Annotated in this window: 11 protein-coding genes, 3 pseudogenes and 1 other annotated feature; of the genes and pseudogenes, 11 read left to right on the plus strand and 3 right to left on the minus strand. The window is 64.3% G+C overall.

Translation table 11 applies throughout. From position 1 onward, the window contains the following. Positions 1–14 precede the first annotated feature (14 nt). From ACVWYI_RS00110 to ACVWYI_RS00125, 4 genes and pseudogenes are all read left to right on the plus strand, one after another. Positions 15–1821 (plus strand): annotated as a pseudogene (locus tag ACVWYI_RS00110) (stimulus-sensing domain-containing protein). 26 nt (positions 1822–1847) lie between these two features. Then, positions 1848–2342, plus strand: a pseudogene (locus ACVWYI_RS00115) (HPr kinase/phosphorylase); the annotation flags it as partial. Positions 2343–2475: 133 nt separating this feature from the next. After that, positions 2476–2877 carry a PTS sugar transporter subunit IIA gene (locus ACVWYI_RS00120; RefSeq protein WP_007597752.1) on the plus strand — a complete coding sequence of 134 codons (402 nt, stop codon included), beginning with the start codon at positions 2476–2478 and terminating at the stop codon, positions 2875–2877. Continuing rightward, on the plus strand, positions 2874–3191 hold the full coding sequence (locus ACVWYI_RS00125) for an HPr family phosphocarrier protein (RefSeq protein WP_247445378.1): 318 nt from the start codon (positions 2874–2876) through the stop codon (positions 3189–3191). The genes ACVWYI_RS00120 and ACVWYI_RS00125 overlap by 4 nt, the downstream gene beginning before the upstream one ends. 15 nt (positions 3192–3206) lie before the next feature. Here the strand turns inward: ACVWYI_RS00125 and ACVWYI_RS00130 are convergent, their stop codons facing one another. Continuing rightward, complete coding sequence (locus ACVWYI_RS00130; protein ID WP_456660876.1) at positions 3207–4832, minus strand: glycosyltransferase family 39 protein; 1626 nt, start codon at positions 4830–4832, stop codon at positions 3207–3209. A gap of 114 nt (positions 4833–4946) precedes the next feature. On the opposite strand from ACVWYI_RS00130, the gene lepA reads away from it, so the two are divergent. The 3 genes from lepA to ACVWYI_RS00145 all read left to right on the plus strand — a co-directional run bounded on the left by lepA (position 4947) and on the right by ACVWYI_RS00145 (position 8914). Then, entirely contained in the window at positions 4947–6758 is a 1812-nt protein-coding gene (lepA, locus tag ACVWYI_RS00135; protein WP_247348692.1) for a translation elongation factor 4, read from the plus strand. A gap of 190 nt (positions 6759–6948) precedes the next feature. Further along, on the plus strand, positions 6949–7242 hold the full coding sequence (locus ACVWYI_RS00140) for a hypothetical protein (protein WP_247348690.1): 294 nt from the start codon (positions 6949–6951) through the stop codon (positions 7240–7242). Between the two features lie 55 nt (positions 7243–7297). Next, positions 7298–7351 (plus strand) — a sequence feature (sul1 is cis-regulatory element that is thought to sense ions involved in sulfur or methionine metabolism; They are found in Alphaproteobacteria). 81 nt (positions 7352–7432) lie between these two features. Beyond that, on the plus strand, positions 7433–8914 hold the full coding sequence (locus ACVWYI_RS00145; protein ID WP_247348688.1) for a SulP family inorganic anion transporter: 1482 nt from the start codon (positions 7433–7435) through the stop codon (positions 8912–8914). Positions 8915–9129: 215 nt separating this feature from the next. On the opposite strand, the gene ACVWYI_RS00150 is transcribed toward ACVWYI_RS00145, so the two are convergent. Then, complete coding sequence (locus ACVWYI_RS00150) at positions 9130–10770, minus strand: amidase family protein (protein ID WP_456660877.1); 1641 nt, start codon at positions 10768–10770, stop codon at positions 9130–9132. Positions 10771–10900: 130 nt separating this feature from the next. On the opposite strand from ACVWYI_RS00150, the gene ACVWYI_RS00155 reads away from it, so the two are divergent. The 3 genes and pseudogenes from ACVWYI_RS00155 to ACVWYI_RS00165 all read left to right on the plus strand — a co-directional run bounded on the left by ACVWYI_RS00155 (position 10901) and on the right by ACVWYI_RS00165 (position 14824). Next, on the plus strand, positions 10901–11362 hold the full coding sequence (locus ACVWYI_RS00155; RefSeq protein ID WP_247348685.1) for a GNAT family N-acetyltransferase: 462 nt from the start codon (positions 10901–10903) through the stop codon (positions 11360–11362). A gap of 148 nt (positions 11363–11510) precedes the next feature. Further along, positions 11511–12660, plus strand: a pseudogene (locus ACVWYI_RS00160) (acyl-CoA dehydrogenase family protein). 196 nt (positions 12661–12856) lie between these two features. Further along, positions 12857–14824: a methyl-accepting chemotaxis protein gene (locus ACVWYI_RS00165; protein ID WP_456660878.1), complete on the plus strand. Its 1968-nt coding sequence runs from the start codon at positions 12857–12859 to the stop codon at positions 14822–14824. Between the two features lie 235 nt (positions 14825–15059). On the opposite strand, the gene ACVWYI_RS00170 is transcribed toward ACVWYI_RS00165, so the two are convergent. Beyond that, positions 15060–17228 (minus strand): putative bifunctional diguanylate cyclase/phosphodiesterase, encoded by a 2169-nt coding sequence (locus tag ACVWYI_RS00170; RefSeq protein WP_456660879.1) that lies wholly within the window; start codon positions 17226–17228, stop codon positions 15060–15062. A gap of 88 nt (positions 17229–17316) precedes the next feature. Between ACVWYI_RS00170 and ACVWYI_RS00175 the strand changes: the two genes are divergently transcribed. After that, entirely contained in the window at positions 17317–17574 is a 258-nt protein-coding gene (locus tag ACVWYI_RS00175) for a hypothetical protein (RefSeq protein WP_456660880.1), read from the plus strand. The last annotated feature ends 80 nt before the right edge of the window (positions 17575–17654 follow it).

Consider the following 17654-nt stretch of genomic DNA (forward strand, 5'->3'; position numbering starts at 1 on the left):
CGCGGGCGTGAGCATTGCTTGACCGAACGCAGCCTGACGAGAACCAGAACGCCGAGGACGTCACCGCCCACGGCGATCCGGATCAATTGGCCGATGACAAGCCGGCCGTGCGCGGCTGGCGGCCGCTGAACTGGCTGACGCGCGCCGGGCAGTTCTTCTTCGCGCTGTCCTTCTCGAGCCTGACCCGCCGCATCGTCTCGCTCAACCTCGCCGGCCTCGTGGCGCTGGTGGCGAGCATCCTTTATCTGTCGCAGTTCCGCGCCGGCCTGATCGACGCGCGCGCGCAGAGCCTGCTGGTGCAGGCGGAGATCATCGCCGGCGCGATCGCGGCCTCCGCGACGGTGCAGACCAACGCCATCACCATCGATCCCGACCGGCTGCTCGACCTCAAGCCGGGCGAGACCTATGGCGGGTCGGACGAGTATTCGCCGCTGGATTTTCCGATCAATCCGGAGCGCGTGGCGCCGGTGCTGCGCACGCTGATCTCGCCGACCAAGACGCGCGCCCGCATCTACGACCCGAACGGCAGCCTGCTGGTCGACAGCCGCAGCCTCGAGACCGTGGTGCGCTTCCCCCTGCCGTCGGTCTCCGCCGAGAACCCGGGCATCGTCGAACGCGGCATGGTCGCGGTCCGCACCTGGCTGAACCGCGGCGACCTGCCGCTCTATCGCGAGCTCGGGCCCGAGAACGGCAACGGCTATGCGGAGGTGGGCGACGCGCTCCATGGCCAGAAGCGCTCGATGGTGCGGGTCAATTCGCGCGGCGAGGTGATCGTCTCGGTCGCGGTCCCCGTACTGCGCTCGCGCGCCATCCACGGCGCGCTGATGCTGTCGACGCAAGGCGACGACATCGACCAGATGGTCACCGCCGAGCGCCTGGCGATCCTGAAGGTCGGCGGCGTCGCGGCCGCGGTCATGATCATGCTGTCGCTGCTGCTTGCGAGCACGATCGCGGGGCCCGTGCGCCGGCTTGCCGACAGCGCCGAACGCATCCGCCGCCGCATCAATACCCGCGTCGAGATTCCCGACTTCACCCGCCGCCGCGACGAGATCGGCCATCTCTCCGGTGCGCTGCGCGACATGACCAGCGCGCTCTACAGCCGCATCGAGGCGATCGAGATGTTCGCTGCCGACGTCGCGCATGAATTGAAGAACCCGCTGACCTCTTTGCGCTCTGCGGTCGAGACGCTGCCGCTGGCGCGCAACGACAACAGCCGCGCACGCCTGCTCGAAGTGATCGAGCATGACGTCAAGCGGCTCGACCGGTTGATCTCGGACATCTCCGACGCCAGCCGCCTCGATGCCGAACTGCAGCGCCAGGATGCGATCCCGGTCGACCTGCGCCGCCTGTTGACGACGCTCGTCTCCGTCGCCAATGAAACCAAGCTCGGCCATGACGTCGCGGTCGAAACGCGCTTGGAAGGCCGCAGCCCGACCGACAGTTTCGCCGTGACCGGCCACGATTCGCGGCTCGGACAGGTGGTCTCCAACCTGCTCGCCAACGCACAATCCTTCTCCGAGCCCGGCAACAAGGTGCGCCTCACCTGCCGCCGCGTGCGCGGAGAGATCGAGATCGTGGTCGACGACGACGGTCCCGGCATTCGCGACGACGCGCTGCAACGCATCTTCGAGCGCTTCTACACCGACCGACCACATCAGGGCTTTGGCCAGAACTCCGGCCTCGGCCTGTCGATCTCCAAGCAAGATCATCGACGCCCATGGCGGACGCATCTGGGCGGAGAACCGCCCTGGCCCGGCGGACGAGGACGGAGCGCCTACCGCTGTCGGCGCGCGCTTCGTGGTGAGGCTGCCGGCACTATGAGCGAGAGCGGCCCCAGCATTCACGCCTCCGCCGTCAAGGTGGGAGATCTGGCGGTGCTGATCCGCGGGCCTTCCGGCTCCGGCAAGTCGCGCCTTGCCTTCGATTTGATCATGGCGGGACGCAGCGGCGTGGTCGAAAGGGCCGTTCTGGTCGGTGACGACCGTGTCCATCTGGCGACAGTCGGCCGCGAAATTGAGGTCCGCCCGAGCAGGACACTGGCCGGCCTGATCGAAATCCGGGGGCTGGGAATCCGCCGCTGCGACTTCGTGGAGCATGCGACCGTCGGCCTCGTGGTCGATCTCGACGCAGCGGACGCGGAGCGGCTGCCAGCGGCCGAATCCCTGAAAACAAGCATTCTAGGTGCCGAAATACCGCGAATCCCGGTTGGCCGCGACTATTCGCCACTTCCTTTGGTTGTCGCCGCCTTGACCACTACCAAGAGTTCATCTTCCGTTAACCCTTCAGGCGATTGTTTGAAGGGAAATGGTAACCATATGAACCCCACACTCGCGACCGAATAGACCGGCGCAGCTCCCCTCATCCATCCGTCTAGATTCAGGGAGATACGCAACATCCCCTCTTGCGCGGGGGCTCTGGATGGTCAAAGTGGCGCGTTCGTGCGGTGCACCAAAAGCGCCCGCGAGGAGTTTTCCGATGATTGGTCTAGTACTTGTGACCCACGGGCGCCTTGCCGACGAATTCAAGGCAGCGCTTGAACATGTCATGGGCCCACAAAAGCAAATCGAAGCGATCACGATCGGCGCCGAAGATGATTCCGATCTCTGTCGAAGCGACATCATAGAAGCGGTTAACCGCGTCGATTCCGGCGACGGCGTCGCGATCCTCACCGACATGTTTGGCGGCACGCCGTCGAACCTCGCAATATCCTGCATGAGCCGGCCGAAGGTCGAAGTGCTCGCGGGCATCAATCTTCCCATGCTGGTGAAGCTCGCCAAGGTACGCGAGGAGCGTCCGCTACCCGACGCTATCGCGATGGCGCAGGAAGCGGGCCGCAAATACGTCACCATCGCCAGCCGCGTGCTCGCCGGCAAATGAGCGACGAGGCGCCGCAAGCCGGGACGGGTGTGCCCGCGGGCGCGATCTCCAAAGACCTCCTGATCATCAACAAGCGCGGCCTGCACGCGCGGGCCTCCGCAAAATTCGTCCAGGCCGTCGAGCGCTTCAACGCGCAGGTCTGGGTGACGCGCGGCGGCGAGACCGTCGGCGGGACCTCGATCATGGGCCTGATGATGCTCGCCGCTGGTCCCGGCACGACCATTACTGTGGCGGCCGCCGGCGACGATGCCGAAGCCGCGCTCGCCGCAATCACCGAGCTCGTTGAAAGCAAATTCAACGAGGAAGGGATTTAGGCGGCTTCGCCTCGATCATTTCCCCGGCGGCGCGATGTAGATGTTCCAGCTCATCGACGGACCGGCCTTGCCGTGAGTGAAGCGGCGCGTCGTCATCACGATGCGCTCGGCGTTCGGCGCAACCTCGAACACCCATTTCTCGAACGCCGGCAAGCGACCGTCGGCCGGATCGAACACGCCGATGAAGCCGTATCTCTTGACGTCATCGGGCGAGATCAACCCGGACCCCCAGGCTTCGAGCGGCGTGAACGCGGCCGGATGATCGGGGCTGTAGAACACCATCGGCTGGATCGATTCCATGGTGCCGGCGACGACCGCCCAGCGCGAGGCGAAGCGCGCGTGCCAGGCCTGCGTCAGCTCACGCGCGAGATCCGAGCGCGCGCCATAGGTCGCCGTGTTGCCGGCATTGGCCGCCATCTCGCGCGCGGCGATCCAGGGCGAGGCAGCGAGCGTCGCGACGCTGAGCACGAGCCAGATCGCGACAATGTTGAACAGCGCAGCACTCTGCACCCGCAACGCCGGGATCGCGACCAGCGCGAGCGGCACCAGGAAGAACAGCGAGATGCCCCAGTCGGTCTTCATGTAGATGCTGAAGGCCAGCGCGCCGAGCGCGGGGCCGAATGCGACGATGATCTGGATGATCCAGACGTTGCGCGCCTGCGAAAGGTTCACACCGGGATTCGCGCCGCGCGCCCAGGCCCGCGTGACGATGCGCAAGGGCGCGCGCATGAGCAGCGAGACCCAATGCGGCACAAGGGCCATCGCCAGCGCGGCCAGCGCCACCGGCAATGCCAGCAACGCGAGATTATGCAGGGCATAGCCGGCCACGAGCTGATGCACCTGGCCGCTGTCCTCGAGGCTGTAGGTGTCGCCGGCATAGGTCAGCGGCACGAAATGCGCATCCGCCAGCCAGACGATGTGCGGGATCATCGCCACCACCATCGTCACGATCGCAACCCATGGCGCCGGCGACGACAGGAACCTCATCCGCTCTGGATGGATCAACGCGGCAAACCCGATGGCGCCGATCATGGTCAGCACCCAGTATTTGGTCATCAGCGCCAGCGCGCCGGCAAGTCCGAGCAAGACTCCGGATTGCCAGCTCCGCTTCTCGAACGCATTGAGATAGGCGAGCACGAGAAGCGGCAGAGTGACGAGCTGGAGCAGGTCGGGATTGTACTTGAAACCCTTGAAATTGAAGATCGGGTAGAGCGCGACCATCACCACGACCAGGAACGCGCGCCGCGCATCCACGACGCGCAAAGCGATGAGCCAGCAGATCACCATGCCGACGCTGACGGTCGCCATCGCCAGCGCATAGGTCGCCCAGTCCGTCGGCGGGAATGCCATGAACCAGACGCCGGCGACCCAGCCCGACAGCGGCGGGTGCTTGCCATAGCCCCACAGGAATTTCTGCCCCCAGCCCCAGGCTTCTGCGACGTCCATGTGAACGTCCTGCGCGGCCTTCAGGTTGATCAGGATGAAGGTCCAGAGCACCGCATGCAGGATGGCGAGCTGGATCACCAGCCAGAGGCGCGCCTCCGGCCGGATCGCGCTGGCAACCAGCCAGGCCCGAAAACGGGCATAGCTCACCCGGGACTTCGCGCGCGCTCGGGCAGACGGGATCGAGGTCGTGGACATGGGCCGTTGCGTAGCGCGTTTTGGCACCTAGTGGAATCAGCTTGGCGTGAACAAAGGCCCTGAAATTACAGCAATATGGTTGCCGCACGGGGATGTGAGTGGTATCCCGCGCCCATGACGACCGTCCCCATTTCCAACATTCGCAATTTCTCCATCGTCGCCCATATCGACCATGGCAAATCGACGCTGGCCGACCGTCTGATCCAGATCACCGGCGGCCTCACCGACCGCGAAATGGCCGGGAAGGAGCAGGTGCTCGATTCCATGGACATCGAGCGCGAGCGCGGCATCACTATCAAGGCGCAGACGGTTCGGCTGAAATACCACGCCAAGGACGGCAAGGATTACATCTTCAACCTGATGGACACGCCGGGCCATGTCGACTTCGCCTACGAAGTCTCGCGGTCGCTGGCGGCCTGCGAGGGTTCCCTGCTGGTGGTCGACGCCAGCCAGGGCGTGGAAGCGCAGACGCTTGCCAACGTCTACCACGCGCTCGACGCAGGTCATGAGATCGTGCCGGTCCTGAACAAGGTCGACCTTCCCGCCGCCGAACCCGAGAAGATCAGGCAGCAGATCGAAGACGTGATCGGCATCGACGCCTCGGACGCCGTGATGATCTCGGCCAAGACCGGCCTCGGCGTTCCCGACGTGCTCGAAGCGATCGTCACCCGCCTGCCACCGCCGAAGGGCGATCGCGACGCCACGCTGAAGGCGTTGCTGGTCGACAGCTGGTACGACGTCTATCTCGGCGTGGTCGTGCTGATCCGCGTCGTCGACGGCGTGATGAAGAAGGGCGGCCGCATCCGCATGATGGGCACGGGTGCTGCCTATGACGTCGAACGCGTCGGCTTCTTCACCCCGAAGATGACGCAGGTCGACGAGCTCGGCCCCGGGGAGATCGGCTTCATCACCGCGGCGATCAAGGAGGTTGCCGACACCCGCGTCGGCGACACCATCACCGACGACAGAAAGCCAATCACCGAAATGCTGCCCGGCTTCAAGCCTGCGATTCCGGTGGTGTTCTGCGGCCTGTTTCCAGTCGATGCCGACGACTTCGAAACGCTGCGCGCCGCGATGGGCAAGCTGCGGCTGAACGACGCCAGCTTCTCGTTCGAAATGGAAACCTCGGCCGCACTCGGCTTCGGCTTCCGCTGCGGCTTCCTCGGCCTGTTGCACCTCGAGATCATCCAGGAGCGGCTGTCGCGCGAATTCGATCTCAATCTGATCGCAACCGCGCCGAGCGTCATCTACAAGATGAAGCTCAACGACGGCACCGAGATCGAGATTCACAATCCCATCGACATGCCTGATGTGGTCAAGATCGCGGAGATCCAGGAGCCCTGGATCGAGGCCACGATCCTCACCCCCGACGAATATCTCGGCAGCGTGCTGAAGCTGTGCCAGGACCGCCGCGGCTCGCAGAAGGAGCTGACCTACGTCGGCTCTCGCGCCATGGTGAAATACGATCTGCCGCTCAACGAAGTCGTGTTCGACTTCTACGACCGCCTGAAATCGGTCTCCAAGGGCTACGCCTCGTTCGACTATCATCTCACCGACTACAAGCCGGCCGATCTCGTCAAGATGCAGATCCTGGTCAACAACGAGCCGGTCGACGCGCTCTCGATGCTGGTCCACCGCACCCGCGCGGAGGGGCGCGGCCGCGCCATGGTCGAGAAGATGAAGGAGCTGATCCCGCCGCACATGTTCCAGATTCCGATCCAGGCGGCGATCGGCGGCAAGGTGATCGCGCGCGAAACCGTTCGCGCCCTGCGCAAGGACGTCACAGCAAAGTGCTATGGCGGCGACATCACCCGTAAGCGAAAACTTCTGGAGAAGCAGAAGGAAGGCAAGAAGAAGATGCGGCAGTTCGGCAAGGTCGACATCCCGCAGGAAGCCTTCATTGCCGCGCTGAAGGTGGATAGCTGAGGCGGGGGGTCGGGCAGGTCCGGTCCGGAACGTTTGGGCTGGACAATTAAAAACGCGAAAACAACCCCATGCACAGTAGCCGACCCATTGTTGGCGTTGCGCTTTTCGATTTTTACGAAACCGGTTTGACTTGTCGGGCAAAACAGGGGCATGATGGCATCATGGTAGCGGGTGCAGTCGGCAGACGGTGATGTCCTATCAAACGACCCCCGTCACGTTTGTGCTCATAGCCCGGATACCTCCAGCGGGCGTCGAAGCGTTTCGAGCCTACGAGGATGCCGTCCTGCCGCTGTTGCCTGAGTTCAATGGATCTCTGGAGCGTCGTCTTCGCAATCCGGACGGCACCATCGAGATCCACATCGTCAGCTTCACGTCCGAAGCGGACTTTCAAAACTACCGGAATGATGCTCGGCGGGCAGCGCACGCCCGGCTGTTGGAAAAATCATCCGCGAAGCTGGAATTGCTCCCGATGGCGAACGTCTAGCGTCCGACAAGATCTGGCTTGCTGTTGCGTCGCGGCAATCGTACTGAGAGCGCTCGTCGGACCCGAGTTTATCGGGTGGCTCGGCCGGGCGCCCATCCCCCGGAAACCCTCAGCGTAGCGACATCGAAGCTTAACTTTAGGCCGACCGGGCGCCGCCCGTCGCCTCGCTGGTCTTATTGGTTTCAGCAAAATGACGTTCTACCAAACGTTCCGCCGCGAGTGGCTGACAAACGTTTCCACGGACCTGCTCTCCGGTGTTCTCGTCGCGTTGGCGCTCATTCCGGAGGCCATCGGTTTTTCGATTGTCGCGGGCGTCGACCCGAAGGTGGGCCTTTACGCCTCATTCTCGATCGCCTGCGTGACTGCCGTCGTCGGCGGCAGGCCGGCGATGATCTCCGCAGCGACGGCATCGACCGCGGTGCTGATGATCACCCTGGTCCGCGATCACGGCCTTCAGTACCTGTTCGCCGCGACGGTGCTGATGGGACTGATTCAGATCGCCGCAGGGGCCGCGCGGCTTGGTCTGCTCATGAAGTTCGTGTCCCGCTCGGTCATGACCGGATTTGTAAACGCCTTGGCCATTCTCATTTTCCTGGCTCAGTTGCCGCAATTGACGCACGTCGGCTGGGAAACCTACGCCATGGTCAGCGCGGGCTTGGCCATCATCTATCTGTTCCCTTACGTCACCAAACGAGTGCCGTCCGCCCTGGTCAGCATCATCGTACTGACCGCGTTTACGCTGTGGTCCGGGATCAAGCTGCGTACCGTCGGCGACATGGGCGAATTGCCGTCCAGCCTTCCGTTCTTCGCGATCCCCCAAGTCCCCTTCAATCTGGAGACCCTGAGGATCATCCTGCCGTACTCGCTGGCGATGGCTGCGGTCGGGCTGCTGGAATCGCTTCTGACGGCTTCGATCGTCGACGACATGACCGATACCGGCAGCAATAAGAACCGGGAATGCGTAGGCCAGGGCGTCGCCAACTTCGTCACCGGCTTCCTCGGTGCAATGGGCGGATGCGCCATGATCGGGCAATCGGTCATCAACGTCACCGCCGGCGCGCGCACCCGTCTATCAACGTTCTTCGCCGGCGCCTTCCTGCTGTTCCTGATCGTTGTCCTTGGCGAGTGGGTGAAGCAGATCCCGATGGCCGCGCTCGTGGCCGTGATGATCATGGTCTCGATCAGCACGTTCAACTGGTCGTCCCTCCTTAACCTGCGGTCCCATCCCCTAAGTTCGAGCGTTGTGATGTTGGCCACCGTCGTCGTGGTTGTGGCGACCGGCGATCTGTCGATGGGCGTGCTCACGGGCGTCGTACTCAGCGGCGTGTTCTTCGCCGGCAAGGTGGCACGCCTGCTCGGGATCGAAACGGAGCTATCCGAAGACGGACGCGAAATCACTTACTTCGTGACAGGGCAGGTGTTTTTCGCCTCCTCCAACAGTCTCGTCGATGCCTTCGACTATCTCGATGTACCGAGCCGGGTCCGAATCGACGTCAGCGACGCGCATTTCTGGGACATCACTGCCATCGGAGCACTGGATGACATCGTTCTCAAGCTTCGTCGCCACGGCGCCGAAGTCGAAATCATCGGGCTCAACCAGGCCAGCGCCACAATGGTCGAACGCTTCGGTACGCACCATAAGCCAGGTGCGCGGCCGAAAGCAGTCCATTGATGGAAGCATGATGTTGCTCGGCTGGGTCAAGTCGGACTCACCGCATCAAGCTCGCCGGATGGGTTGAGCCCTGGCAAAACCCGTTACCCTGATGCGGAGCAGTGATTCTTGTTAGCTCGATCCGATCGTAAGGCTGAAGCTTGATGGGCTTCGCGTTCGCTCTCCCCGTCCTACGCGCTACATCGGAGACGGCTTAAGTTGCCTGCTGGCCCCAGCTAAAGGCCGGGTAGGCCGGGGGGCGGCTTGTGCGTCCGTGACGCCTGCTCGAACGCGTAGGCCAGACGTAGCAGCTTGTGCTCGCTCCAGGCACGGCCGGCGAAGGTGACGCCGAGCGGATAGTCCGGCGTGTCCTTGTCGTCGGCCCCCGAGACGAAGCCTCCAGGCACCATGACGCTGGGATAACCTGCTTTGGCAGCGATCGGGGCGCCCATAGCGCCGGGGAATAGGACAGCATCAAGCTTGTGCTGGTTCATGTAGGCATCCATGCCGCGCGTCCTGGCGGTGAGCAGATCCATGGCGCGTGCGGATTTGTATTCGCGCTCGCTGAGATCGCCCCTGGTCGCGTTGGCGGCGAGCAACAGGTCCTGGCCGAAACGCAGCGCCTTTTCGGCGTTATCGTCGTTGAAGGCCACGATGTCGGCGATCGTCTTGATGTCGGTCTCGATCGCCCAATCCCTCAGATAGAGATTGACGTCATGCTTCAGCTCGTAGAGGAAGACGATCCGCTGCGCGACCGGATTGCCCTTGTTGGCGCTCAGCGGATTGCGATTGAGCACGGCCATGATCGTGCCTGGTCCGTTCATCCAGCCGGCGGTCGGCATGCTGGCGCGCACAATGACGGCGCCGAGATCCTCCAGCACCATGATCACGTCGGCCATCAGCCTGGTCCCGTCGGGTGGCAACTTGCCGTAGTAGCAATCGTTCAGCGGGTCGGCGGGGTCGCTCGGCACACCGATGCGCGCACCCTTTAACGCATCCCGCGCGAGATCGGCGGTGTAATCGGCCGGCCTGCGCTGCCGCTCCGTCACCGGATCGAGCGGGTCCTTTGCGGCCAGCACGTTCAGCAGCATCGCGGCGTCTCGCACGGTGCGCGTCATCGGCCCCGCTGTGTCCTGGCTGTGCGAGATCGGCACGATGCCGGCTCGGCTGATCAGTCCGACCGTCGGCTTCACGGTGACGAGGCCATTCCGGCTCGCCGGATGCAGCAGGGAGCCGGAGGTCTCGGTGCCAATAGAGGCTGCACACAGACCTGCCGCCACGGCGACCGCCGAACCCGAGCTCGATCCGCCCGGGTCCACGAGCGGGATACCGTGATCGTCGGCGAGCGCCGGTACGTAGGGATTCCTGACCTGACCGCCCAGCGACGAATAGCCCGAGGGCATGTCGATCGCGAGGATGTTGGCGAACTCCGTCAGGTTTGCCTTGCCCAGGATCACCGCGCCGGCGTCCCGCAGCAGCTTGACAATCGTGGCATCGTCCCTCGCGCGCGCCCCCTCCAGCGCCAGCGAGCCGGCTGTCGTCGGCTGCCTGTCGCCGGTCGCGATGTTGTCTTTCACTAGGATCGGTACGCCAGCCAGCGGCCGCTTGGCCGATGGCACGATGCCATCTAACTTGCGGGCGATCATGAGCGCGTCGGGATTGAGCTCGCGCACGGAGTTGAGCATGGGCCCACCACGGTCGTAGGCATCAATGCGCGCCAGATAGGTTTTGGCCAGCGCCGTAGCGGTGGCCCGTCCACTGGTCAAAGCATTGATGATATCGGTCATGGGTGCGTCATGGAGCTTTGGCTCGGCCTGCTCCTCGACGCTTGTGGAAGCTGCGGCAGGCCGAACACCGCGGCGGGTTGGCTCCTTCATGACGTGCCCCGTGGGCGGCCTCCCAAGATTGTGCTACAGACGGTAGCATCAACTCTGGTTGCGCGACAAGCTGATTGCCAATCTGGGACGCAGGCGTCAGTCATTCTCAAGGGCTTCAGCGGAGCGGTTCATGGAATGCAAAATCAGGCCTGCGCTTGACGATGACGCCGCTGCCATCAGCGCGGTCATCTTGCGGGCGCTGCGCGAAACCAATCCGAAAGACTATACCGACGAGATCATAGGGAGGGTCGAGCGCAGTTTCAGTCCAGGCGCCGTACGGAAGCTGATCGGGAAACGTACTGTCTTTGTCGCCATCATCGGCAGCCGCCTCGTCGGAACGGCAAGCCTTGACGGAAGCGTCGTCCGCACGGTCTTCGTCGCTCCCGACGTTCAGGCCCAAGGTGTCGGCAAGCTGCTGATGGCCCAGATCGAGCGTACGGCGCGCGAACGGAACATTCCCGCGTTGACCGTTCCTTCCTCGGTCACCGCCGAAACTTTCTACGCACGACTCGGGTTCAATGCCGTACGCGATAGCTACTATGGTGACGAACGCACGATCATCATGGAGCGAGTGCTCGATGACCCGTGCTAAGTCCGGTCCACGCCATCAAGATCGGGACGCAAGACACTTCGCGCGATCGCGCGCCCCGAAATGACAACCGCACCACCTTGATCCTCCCTGCCAAATAGACCACCATCGCGTCTTACCGCTCACGGCAGAATGGGCGAGGAAAACGCGCATGAACGCAACTCCCGGAGTTGGCCTCGTCGAACGTGCCCGCGCACTTGCGCCGCTCATTTCGGGCGAAGCTGACGCGATCGAGCGGACGCGGCGGCTGACCGCTCCCGTCGTCTCGGCACTGATCGAGAACGGGCTCTACCGCGCACTGCTGCCGCAAAGCCTCGGCGGCGCTGAAGCTGCACCGGAAGCCTTCATGCAGATGCTGGAGGAGATCGCGAAGGCGGATGCCTCCCTGGTGTCTCGGCCAGTGCACGGTCTGCGCCATGATCGCAGCTTCGCTCGATCACGATACCGCGCGGGAGATCTTCAACGCGGGCCCCGGCATCCTCGCCTGGGGCGCGATTGCACATGAGGCGCGGGCGGTCGAGGGCGGCTACCGCGTCACGGCGCGCTGGGACTTTGCCTCGGGCTCGCGGCAGGCGAGCTGGCTGGGGGCGCATGTCCGCATCGTCGGTGCTGACGGGACGCCGCGCAAGAATACCGATGGCTCGCCGGAGGTGCGGACTATTTTGTTTCCGGTGGCGAGCGCGACGCTTCATGACGTTTGGCAGGCGATCGGGCTCGCCGGGACCGGCACCGACTCGTACGAGGTGAGCGACCTCTTCATCCCCGAGCGCTTTACCGCGTTTCGCGACGTGCCATCGGCATTGCGCGAAAAGGGTCCGCTCTACAGGATCGGCACCGGCTCGACCTTCAGCCTCGGCTTTGCCGCGGTCTCGCTCGGCGTGGCGCGCGCGACGCTGGATGCGGCAATCGCGCTGGCACGTGGAAAGCATCAGTCGCTGGCCGCACACACCATGCGCGACAACCAGGCGGTCCAGGGCCTGATCGGCCGCACCGAGGGCGATTTGCGCGCCGCGCGCGCCTATCTCTATGCAACGGCAAATGCGATGTGGCGCGATCTCAGCGCGAGCGGCGAATTCAGCACGGCACATCGCAGCGCCGTCAGGCTGGCGGCGACCTGGACCATCCATCAATCGGCGCGCGTGGTCGACACCGCCTATCACATGGCGGGTGCGACCGCGGTATTCCGCAGCAATCCGTTCGAGCGGCGGTTTCGCGACATGCACGCCATCGCCCAGCAGATCCAGGCGCGCGACACGCATTACGAGGACGTCGGCAAGGCGATCCTTGCCGAAAACCGATAGTCTCAGGCGAATGAAGCTGCGGCGCTTTGTCTCGCGCTATGGACGAATGACCAATGCTCCATGCGCTCACTGCATTGAGTCATGCAAAAGGGTGGCAACGAATCCGTTGAAACACGGAGGACGTGCCGGCCTTGTTGTTAAGCAATTTCTGGGACCTTCCGCAAAAGCAAGATTTGGAAATGCCTGGGAATTTTCGATGTTCAAACTCAAGTCGATTGCCGCCCGCCTGATTCTCGCCATCGCGCTCACCGTTGCGGTGGCCTGCGCCATTCTCTCCGGCTTCTCGATCACCCAGCAGCGGGCGCTGACGCGGCTCGCGCTCGATCAGCAGCTCAAGCTGCAATATGAAAGCGTGATCGCCGCGATCGACTATGAAGGACGTGCCGCGCTGGCAGTCTCCACCGTGATCGCGGCCCTGCCGCCGGTCGGCGATGCCATCGCCAAGGGCGACCGCGACGGTCTCCTCACGCTGCTCGGCGACGCCAACAAGGCGCTGAAGGCGCAGGGCATCCCGCTGATCACCTTCCAGCTGCCGCCGGCGATTTCGTTCTTCCGTATCCACGCGCCCAAGACTTTCGGCGACGACGTTTCCGCCCGCCGCGCCACCGTGGTCGAGGCGCTCAAGACCGGCCGGCAGATCGTCGGCGTCGAGCCGGGCCGCGAGGCGCTCGGCATCTTCGGCATGACGCCGATCGTGCGCGACGGCAAGAACCTGGCCAATGTCGACGTCGGCGCCGCCTTCGGCAAGGAATTCGTCGACCGCGCCAAAAAACGTTTCGGCATCGACCTTGCCGTCTACTCCGTCGACGGCAAGAATTTGAACAAGCTGTCCTCCACCTTCGGCGAGAACGCGGTCGCCAAGCCCGACGAATTGAAAGCCGCGATCGACGGCGCGCCGCTGCTGCGCGAAGCCGAACTCGATGGTCATCCAGTCGCCGTCTACGCCGGGCCGATCAAGAACTACGCCGGCGCGCCGGTCGGCGTTCTTGAAATCATCAAGGACACGACGGAATACGAGGTCGCTTTCGCTGCCGCGGAACGCAATCTGATCCTCGGCACGGTCGCGATCCTCGCTGCCGCCATCGTGCTGGCGTTCCTGCTCGGCCGCGGCCTGTCGCGGCCGCTTGCCGCGATCACCGCGGTCATGAACCGGCTATCGAGCGGCGATACCAGCGTCACCATTCCCGGGAGCGAACGCCGGGACGAGCTTGGCACCATGGCCAAGGCGGTTGACGTGTTCCGCCGCAACATGCTTGAGGCAGAGGCAATGCGCGAGGCGCAGGAGGCCGACAAGGCCCGGGCAGAAATGGAGAAACAGGCGCTGCAGCGCCAGATGGCTGATCGTTTTGAGGCCGACGTCAAGGGCGTGGTGTCGGCCTTCGCAAAGGCGACCGAAGGCATGCAACACGTCGCCGGCGAGATCACCACGAGCGTCAACGGCACCTCGCAGCGTGCTTCCGCCGCGGCGACAGCCTCCGAGGAGGCCTCGACCAGCGTCAATGCGGTCGCTGCGGCGACCGAGGAGCTGGCCTCATCGGTGAACGAGATCGGTCGCCAGGTCACCCATTCCAGTCAGGTCGCGAGCGGCGCGGTGGTCAAGGCCACCGAAACGACGGCGATGGTCACGAGCCTCGCCGCCGCAGCCGAGCGCATCGGCGACGTGCTGCGGCTGATCAGCGAGATCGCAAGCCAGACCAATCTGCTGGCGCTCAACGCCACGATCGAGGCGGCGCGTGCGGGCGAAGCCGGCCGCGGCTTCGCGGTGGTCGCCGCCGAGGTAAAGGGGCTCGCCAGCCAGACCGCGAAGGCCACCGACGAGATCGCAAGCCAGGTGACCGCGATCCAGGCCGCGACCGGCAATTGCGTCACGGCGATTTCAGGGATCAGCGACACCATCCGCGAGATCAGCGGCATTACCACCACCATCGCCGCTGCAGTCGAAGAGCAGGGCTCGGCGACGCGGGAGATCGCCCGCAGCGTGCAGCAGGCGTCCGCCGGCACCACCGACGTCTCGGCGAATGTCGCCGGCGCAAGCCAGTCCGCCGACCAGTCGCGCGCACTGGCCAGCAATGTCATGGTTGCTTCGGGTGAACTCGGCCAGCACGCCTCCGCGCTCCGGCAGAGCGTCGACACCTTCCTCGCGGGCCTGCGCGGCGCCGCCTAGCTCACAAAGTGTCGTTCTGCACGTTGCTCGCCACCGTCAAGGCGCCGAACAGCAGGGCCATCGCCAGCATCCAGTCGAGCAGAATGGCTTTCAGCCGCCGCGAGAAGCGGGCGTAGCGCGGTCCGGGCGTCAGGGTTGAGGCGTCAGAGGCGATGGCAATGTCGCATCCGCTCGTCCGATCCAGCCATAAGACGCCGGCGGACGGCTCAAGGTTCGACCGTATCAGACTGCAGCATCACGCCACCAGCGCGGCGTCCTCGTCCAATCCGTCGATGCCGCGCTGCGCGGCCAGCAGGCTGACGATCTCGGCGTTCGGCCGGGCCTTGCTGAACAGAAAACCCTGACCCTCGTCGCAGCCTTCGGCCCGGAGGCAGCTCAGCTCGGCTTCGGTCTCGACACCCTCGGCGGTGATGATGACGCCGAGCCCCTTGCCGAGGCTGACGATGGAGCGGATGATCGCCTGGGCCTCGCGGTTGGCGCCGAGATCGCGCACGAAGGATTGGTCGATCTTGATCTTGTCGAAGGGGAAGCTGCGCAAATAGCTGAGGCTGGAATAGCCGGTGCCGAAATCGTCCATCGAGATGCGCACGCCGAGCGCGCGCAGCGCATGCAGCGTCGCCAGCACCTGGGCGCTCTTCTCCAAAAGCAGCGTCTCGGTGATCTCAAGCTCGAGCCGCCGCGGCGGCAGGCCGGAATGCTTCAGCGCGTCCGTCACCACCGAAAGCAGATTGCCGCTGCGGAACTGCAGCGGCGACAGATTGACGGCGACGCGGACGTCGTCCGGCCAAGTCGCGGCGTCCAGGCACGCCCGGCGCAGCATCAAGCCGCCGAGCGGGTTGATCAGCCCGGTTTCTTCCGCCACCGGAATGAACTCGGCCGGCGAGATCATGCCGCGCTCGGCATGCGGCCAGCGCACCAACGCTTCGAAACCGGTGATGCGGCCGCTCTGGAGGTCGATCAGCGGCTGGTAGTAGGGACGCAGCACGTCGCTCTGGATCGCGTCGCGCAGCTCGACCTCGATCTTGCGCCGGCCCTGCGCTTTGGCGTCGAGCGCGGCCTCGAAGAACGCAAACGTGCCGCGCGCATCCAGCTTGGCGCGGGACAGCGCCATGCCGGCGCTCTTGAGCAGCTTTTCGGAATCATCGCCGTCGCCCGGCGCCATCGCGATGCCGATGGAAGCGCCGATCACCACGGAATGGCCGTCGAGCAGATAGGGATCGGCGATGGCTTCAAGCAGGCGCTTCGCCAGCAACACCGCATCCTCGGGCCGCGTCAGGCCGCTCTGCACGATCGCGAACTCGTCCGAGTTCAGCCGGGCCAGCGCGTCTTCCTCGCGCAAGGTCGAGCGCAGCCGCTTGCCGACGCCGCGCAAGAGCTTGTCGCCGACCGCATGTCCCAGCGCGTCGTTGACCGCCTTGAAATTGTCGAGCCCCAGCATCAGCAGCGCGACCTTGTCGGTGCTGCGGCAGGTGTGCAGCAGTATCTCGTCGACCTGCTGGCGCAGCAAATTGCGGTTGGGCAGGCCGGTCAGGCCGTCATGCTGCGCCATGAAGGCGAGCCGCGCCTCGGCGCGTTTGCGCTCGGTGATGTCCATCAGCGCGAGCAGCACCGCGGGCCGCTCGGCATAACTCAGTTCGCGGGAATAGATCGCAAGATCGATCAGCGCGCCGTCGGCCTTGACGTGCTTCCAGGTGCGCCCAGCCTGCTCCTCGCCGGTCGGATCTGAGGTCCAGGGCGGCTCGCTCTCGAAAGCCTGCAGGGAGCGGATTGTCAGCCGCTCGAACTCGGCGCGGCTGTAGCCGTAATGGGCGACCGCCGCATCGTTGACGCTGAGGATACGCTCATCGTCCAGCGCGCAGACGATCATGGGGACGGGATTGCCGTCGAACAGCAGGCGGAACGAAGCCTCGCGCTGCTTCAACTCGGTGATATCGACGCGCAGGCCGACGACGCCGCCGTCGTCGGTCAGCCGCTCGTCGATCAGGATGACGCGACCGTCCGCCAGCTTCTGCTCGTGGCGCGCGCCGGGCTGATAGAGTTTTTGCAGCCGCTCGGCGATCCAGTCTTCCTCGTGGCCGGCAGCCTCGGGATAGTCGCCGCGGGCGACACCAATGCGCAGCGTGTCTTCGAGACGCGCGCCTTCTTCGAACAGATCGGCGGTCTTGCTGTAGATCTCGGCGTATTGCTTGTTCCAGAGGACGTAGCGGCCCTCGGCATCGAGAAATACGATGCCCTGCGGCAGGATCTCGATGGCTTGGCGCAGACGCTCATGGGATTTGCGCGCTTCCGCGATCGCGGCTTCCGCCTCGGCGCGGCTGCGCAGAACCTCGTCGCGTTCGGACGGAGGACGAGGCGCGCGCGCAAAACGCGGCTTGCGCGGGTGCAGGCCGAGCCTGCCAAGCACGCTCCCCTTCCGCTTTTTTGGTTTTCGAGACCCCGAACTCAACTTCACTCGTCCCAGTCGCACTCAGCGACCGCAAGGTGTGGAGCAAGTGTCTGAAAAAAAGGTAATCTTGGGTAGTTCGACGGTTGGACGCACGGACTGGCAGCCACAAGAAGTCAGCCGTTATTGCCCGTTTACAAGGCGCGGCAGCGCCGACGTGCGCGCCAAGCGCATCGCATCGTCGCCATTGGAGAACGAGATGGCGCAAAAATTACGCGCTGTCTTGAATTATTTCCGGGATCGCGCGCGATTGCATGCAGAGCGGAGTGAGTATGCGTCCTCCGCACGAATTTTGGCCAATGCATGAGAGGGTTATCGCGCCGTTAAAAACGACCGGCTCCGCGCGGGGAACTGCGACTTTCGGACGATATTTTGGCCGAAGGACTG

This window comes from Bradyrhizobium sp. LB13.1 (genome assembly GCF_054056815.1).

Coding starts and splice junctions, on each gene's coding strand:
- ACVWYI_RS00130 (WP_456660876.1), bottom strand. CDS start 4,832: ATGTCCACGACCTCGATCCCGTCTGCCCGAGCGCGCGCGAAGTCCCGG.
- ACVWYI_RS00120 (WP_007597752.1), top strand. CDS start 2,476: ATGATTGGTCTAGTACTTGTGACCCACGGGCGCCTTGCCGACGAATTC.
- ACVWYI_RS00125 (WP_247445378.1), top strand. CDS start 2,874: ATGAGCGACGAGGCGCCGCAAGCCGGGACGGGTGTGCCCGCGGGCGCG.
- lepA (WP_247348692.1), top strand. CDS start 4,947: ATGACGACCGTCCCCATTTCCAACATTCGCAATTTCTCCATCGTCGCC.
- ACVWYI_RS00145 (WP_247348688.1), top strand. CDS start 7,433: ATGACGTTCTACCAAACGTTCCGCCGCGAGTGGCTGACAAACGTTTCC.
- ACVWYI_RS00165 (WP_456660878.1), top strand. CDS start 12,857: ATGTTCAAACTCAAGTCGATTGCCGCCCGCCTGATTCTCGCCATCGCG.
- ACVWYI_RS00155 (WP_247348685.1), top strand. CDS start 10,901: ATGGAATGCAAAATCAGGCCTGCGCTTGACGATGACGCCGCTGCCATC.
- ACVWYI_RS00140 (WP_247348690.1), top strand. CDS start 6,949: ATGTCCTATCAAACGACCCCCGTCACGTTTGTGCTCATAGCCCGGATA.
- ACVWYI_RS00150 (WP_456660877.1), bottom strand. CDS start 10,770: ATGAAGGAGCCAACCCGCCGCGGTGTTCGGCCTGCCGCAGCTTCCACA.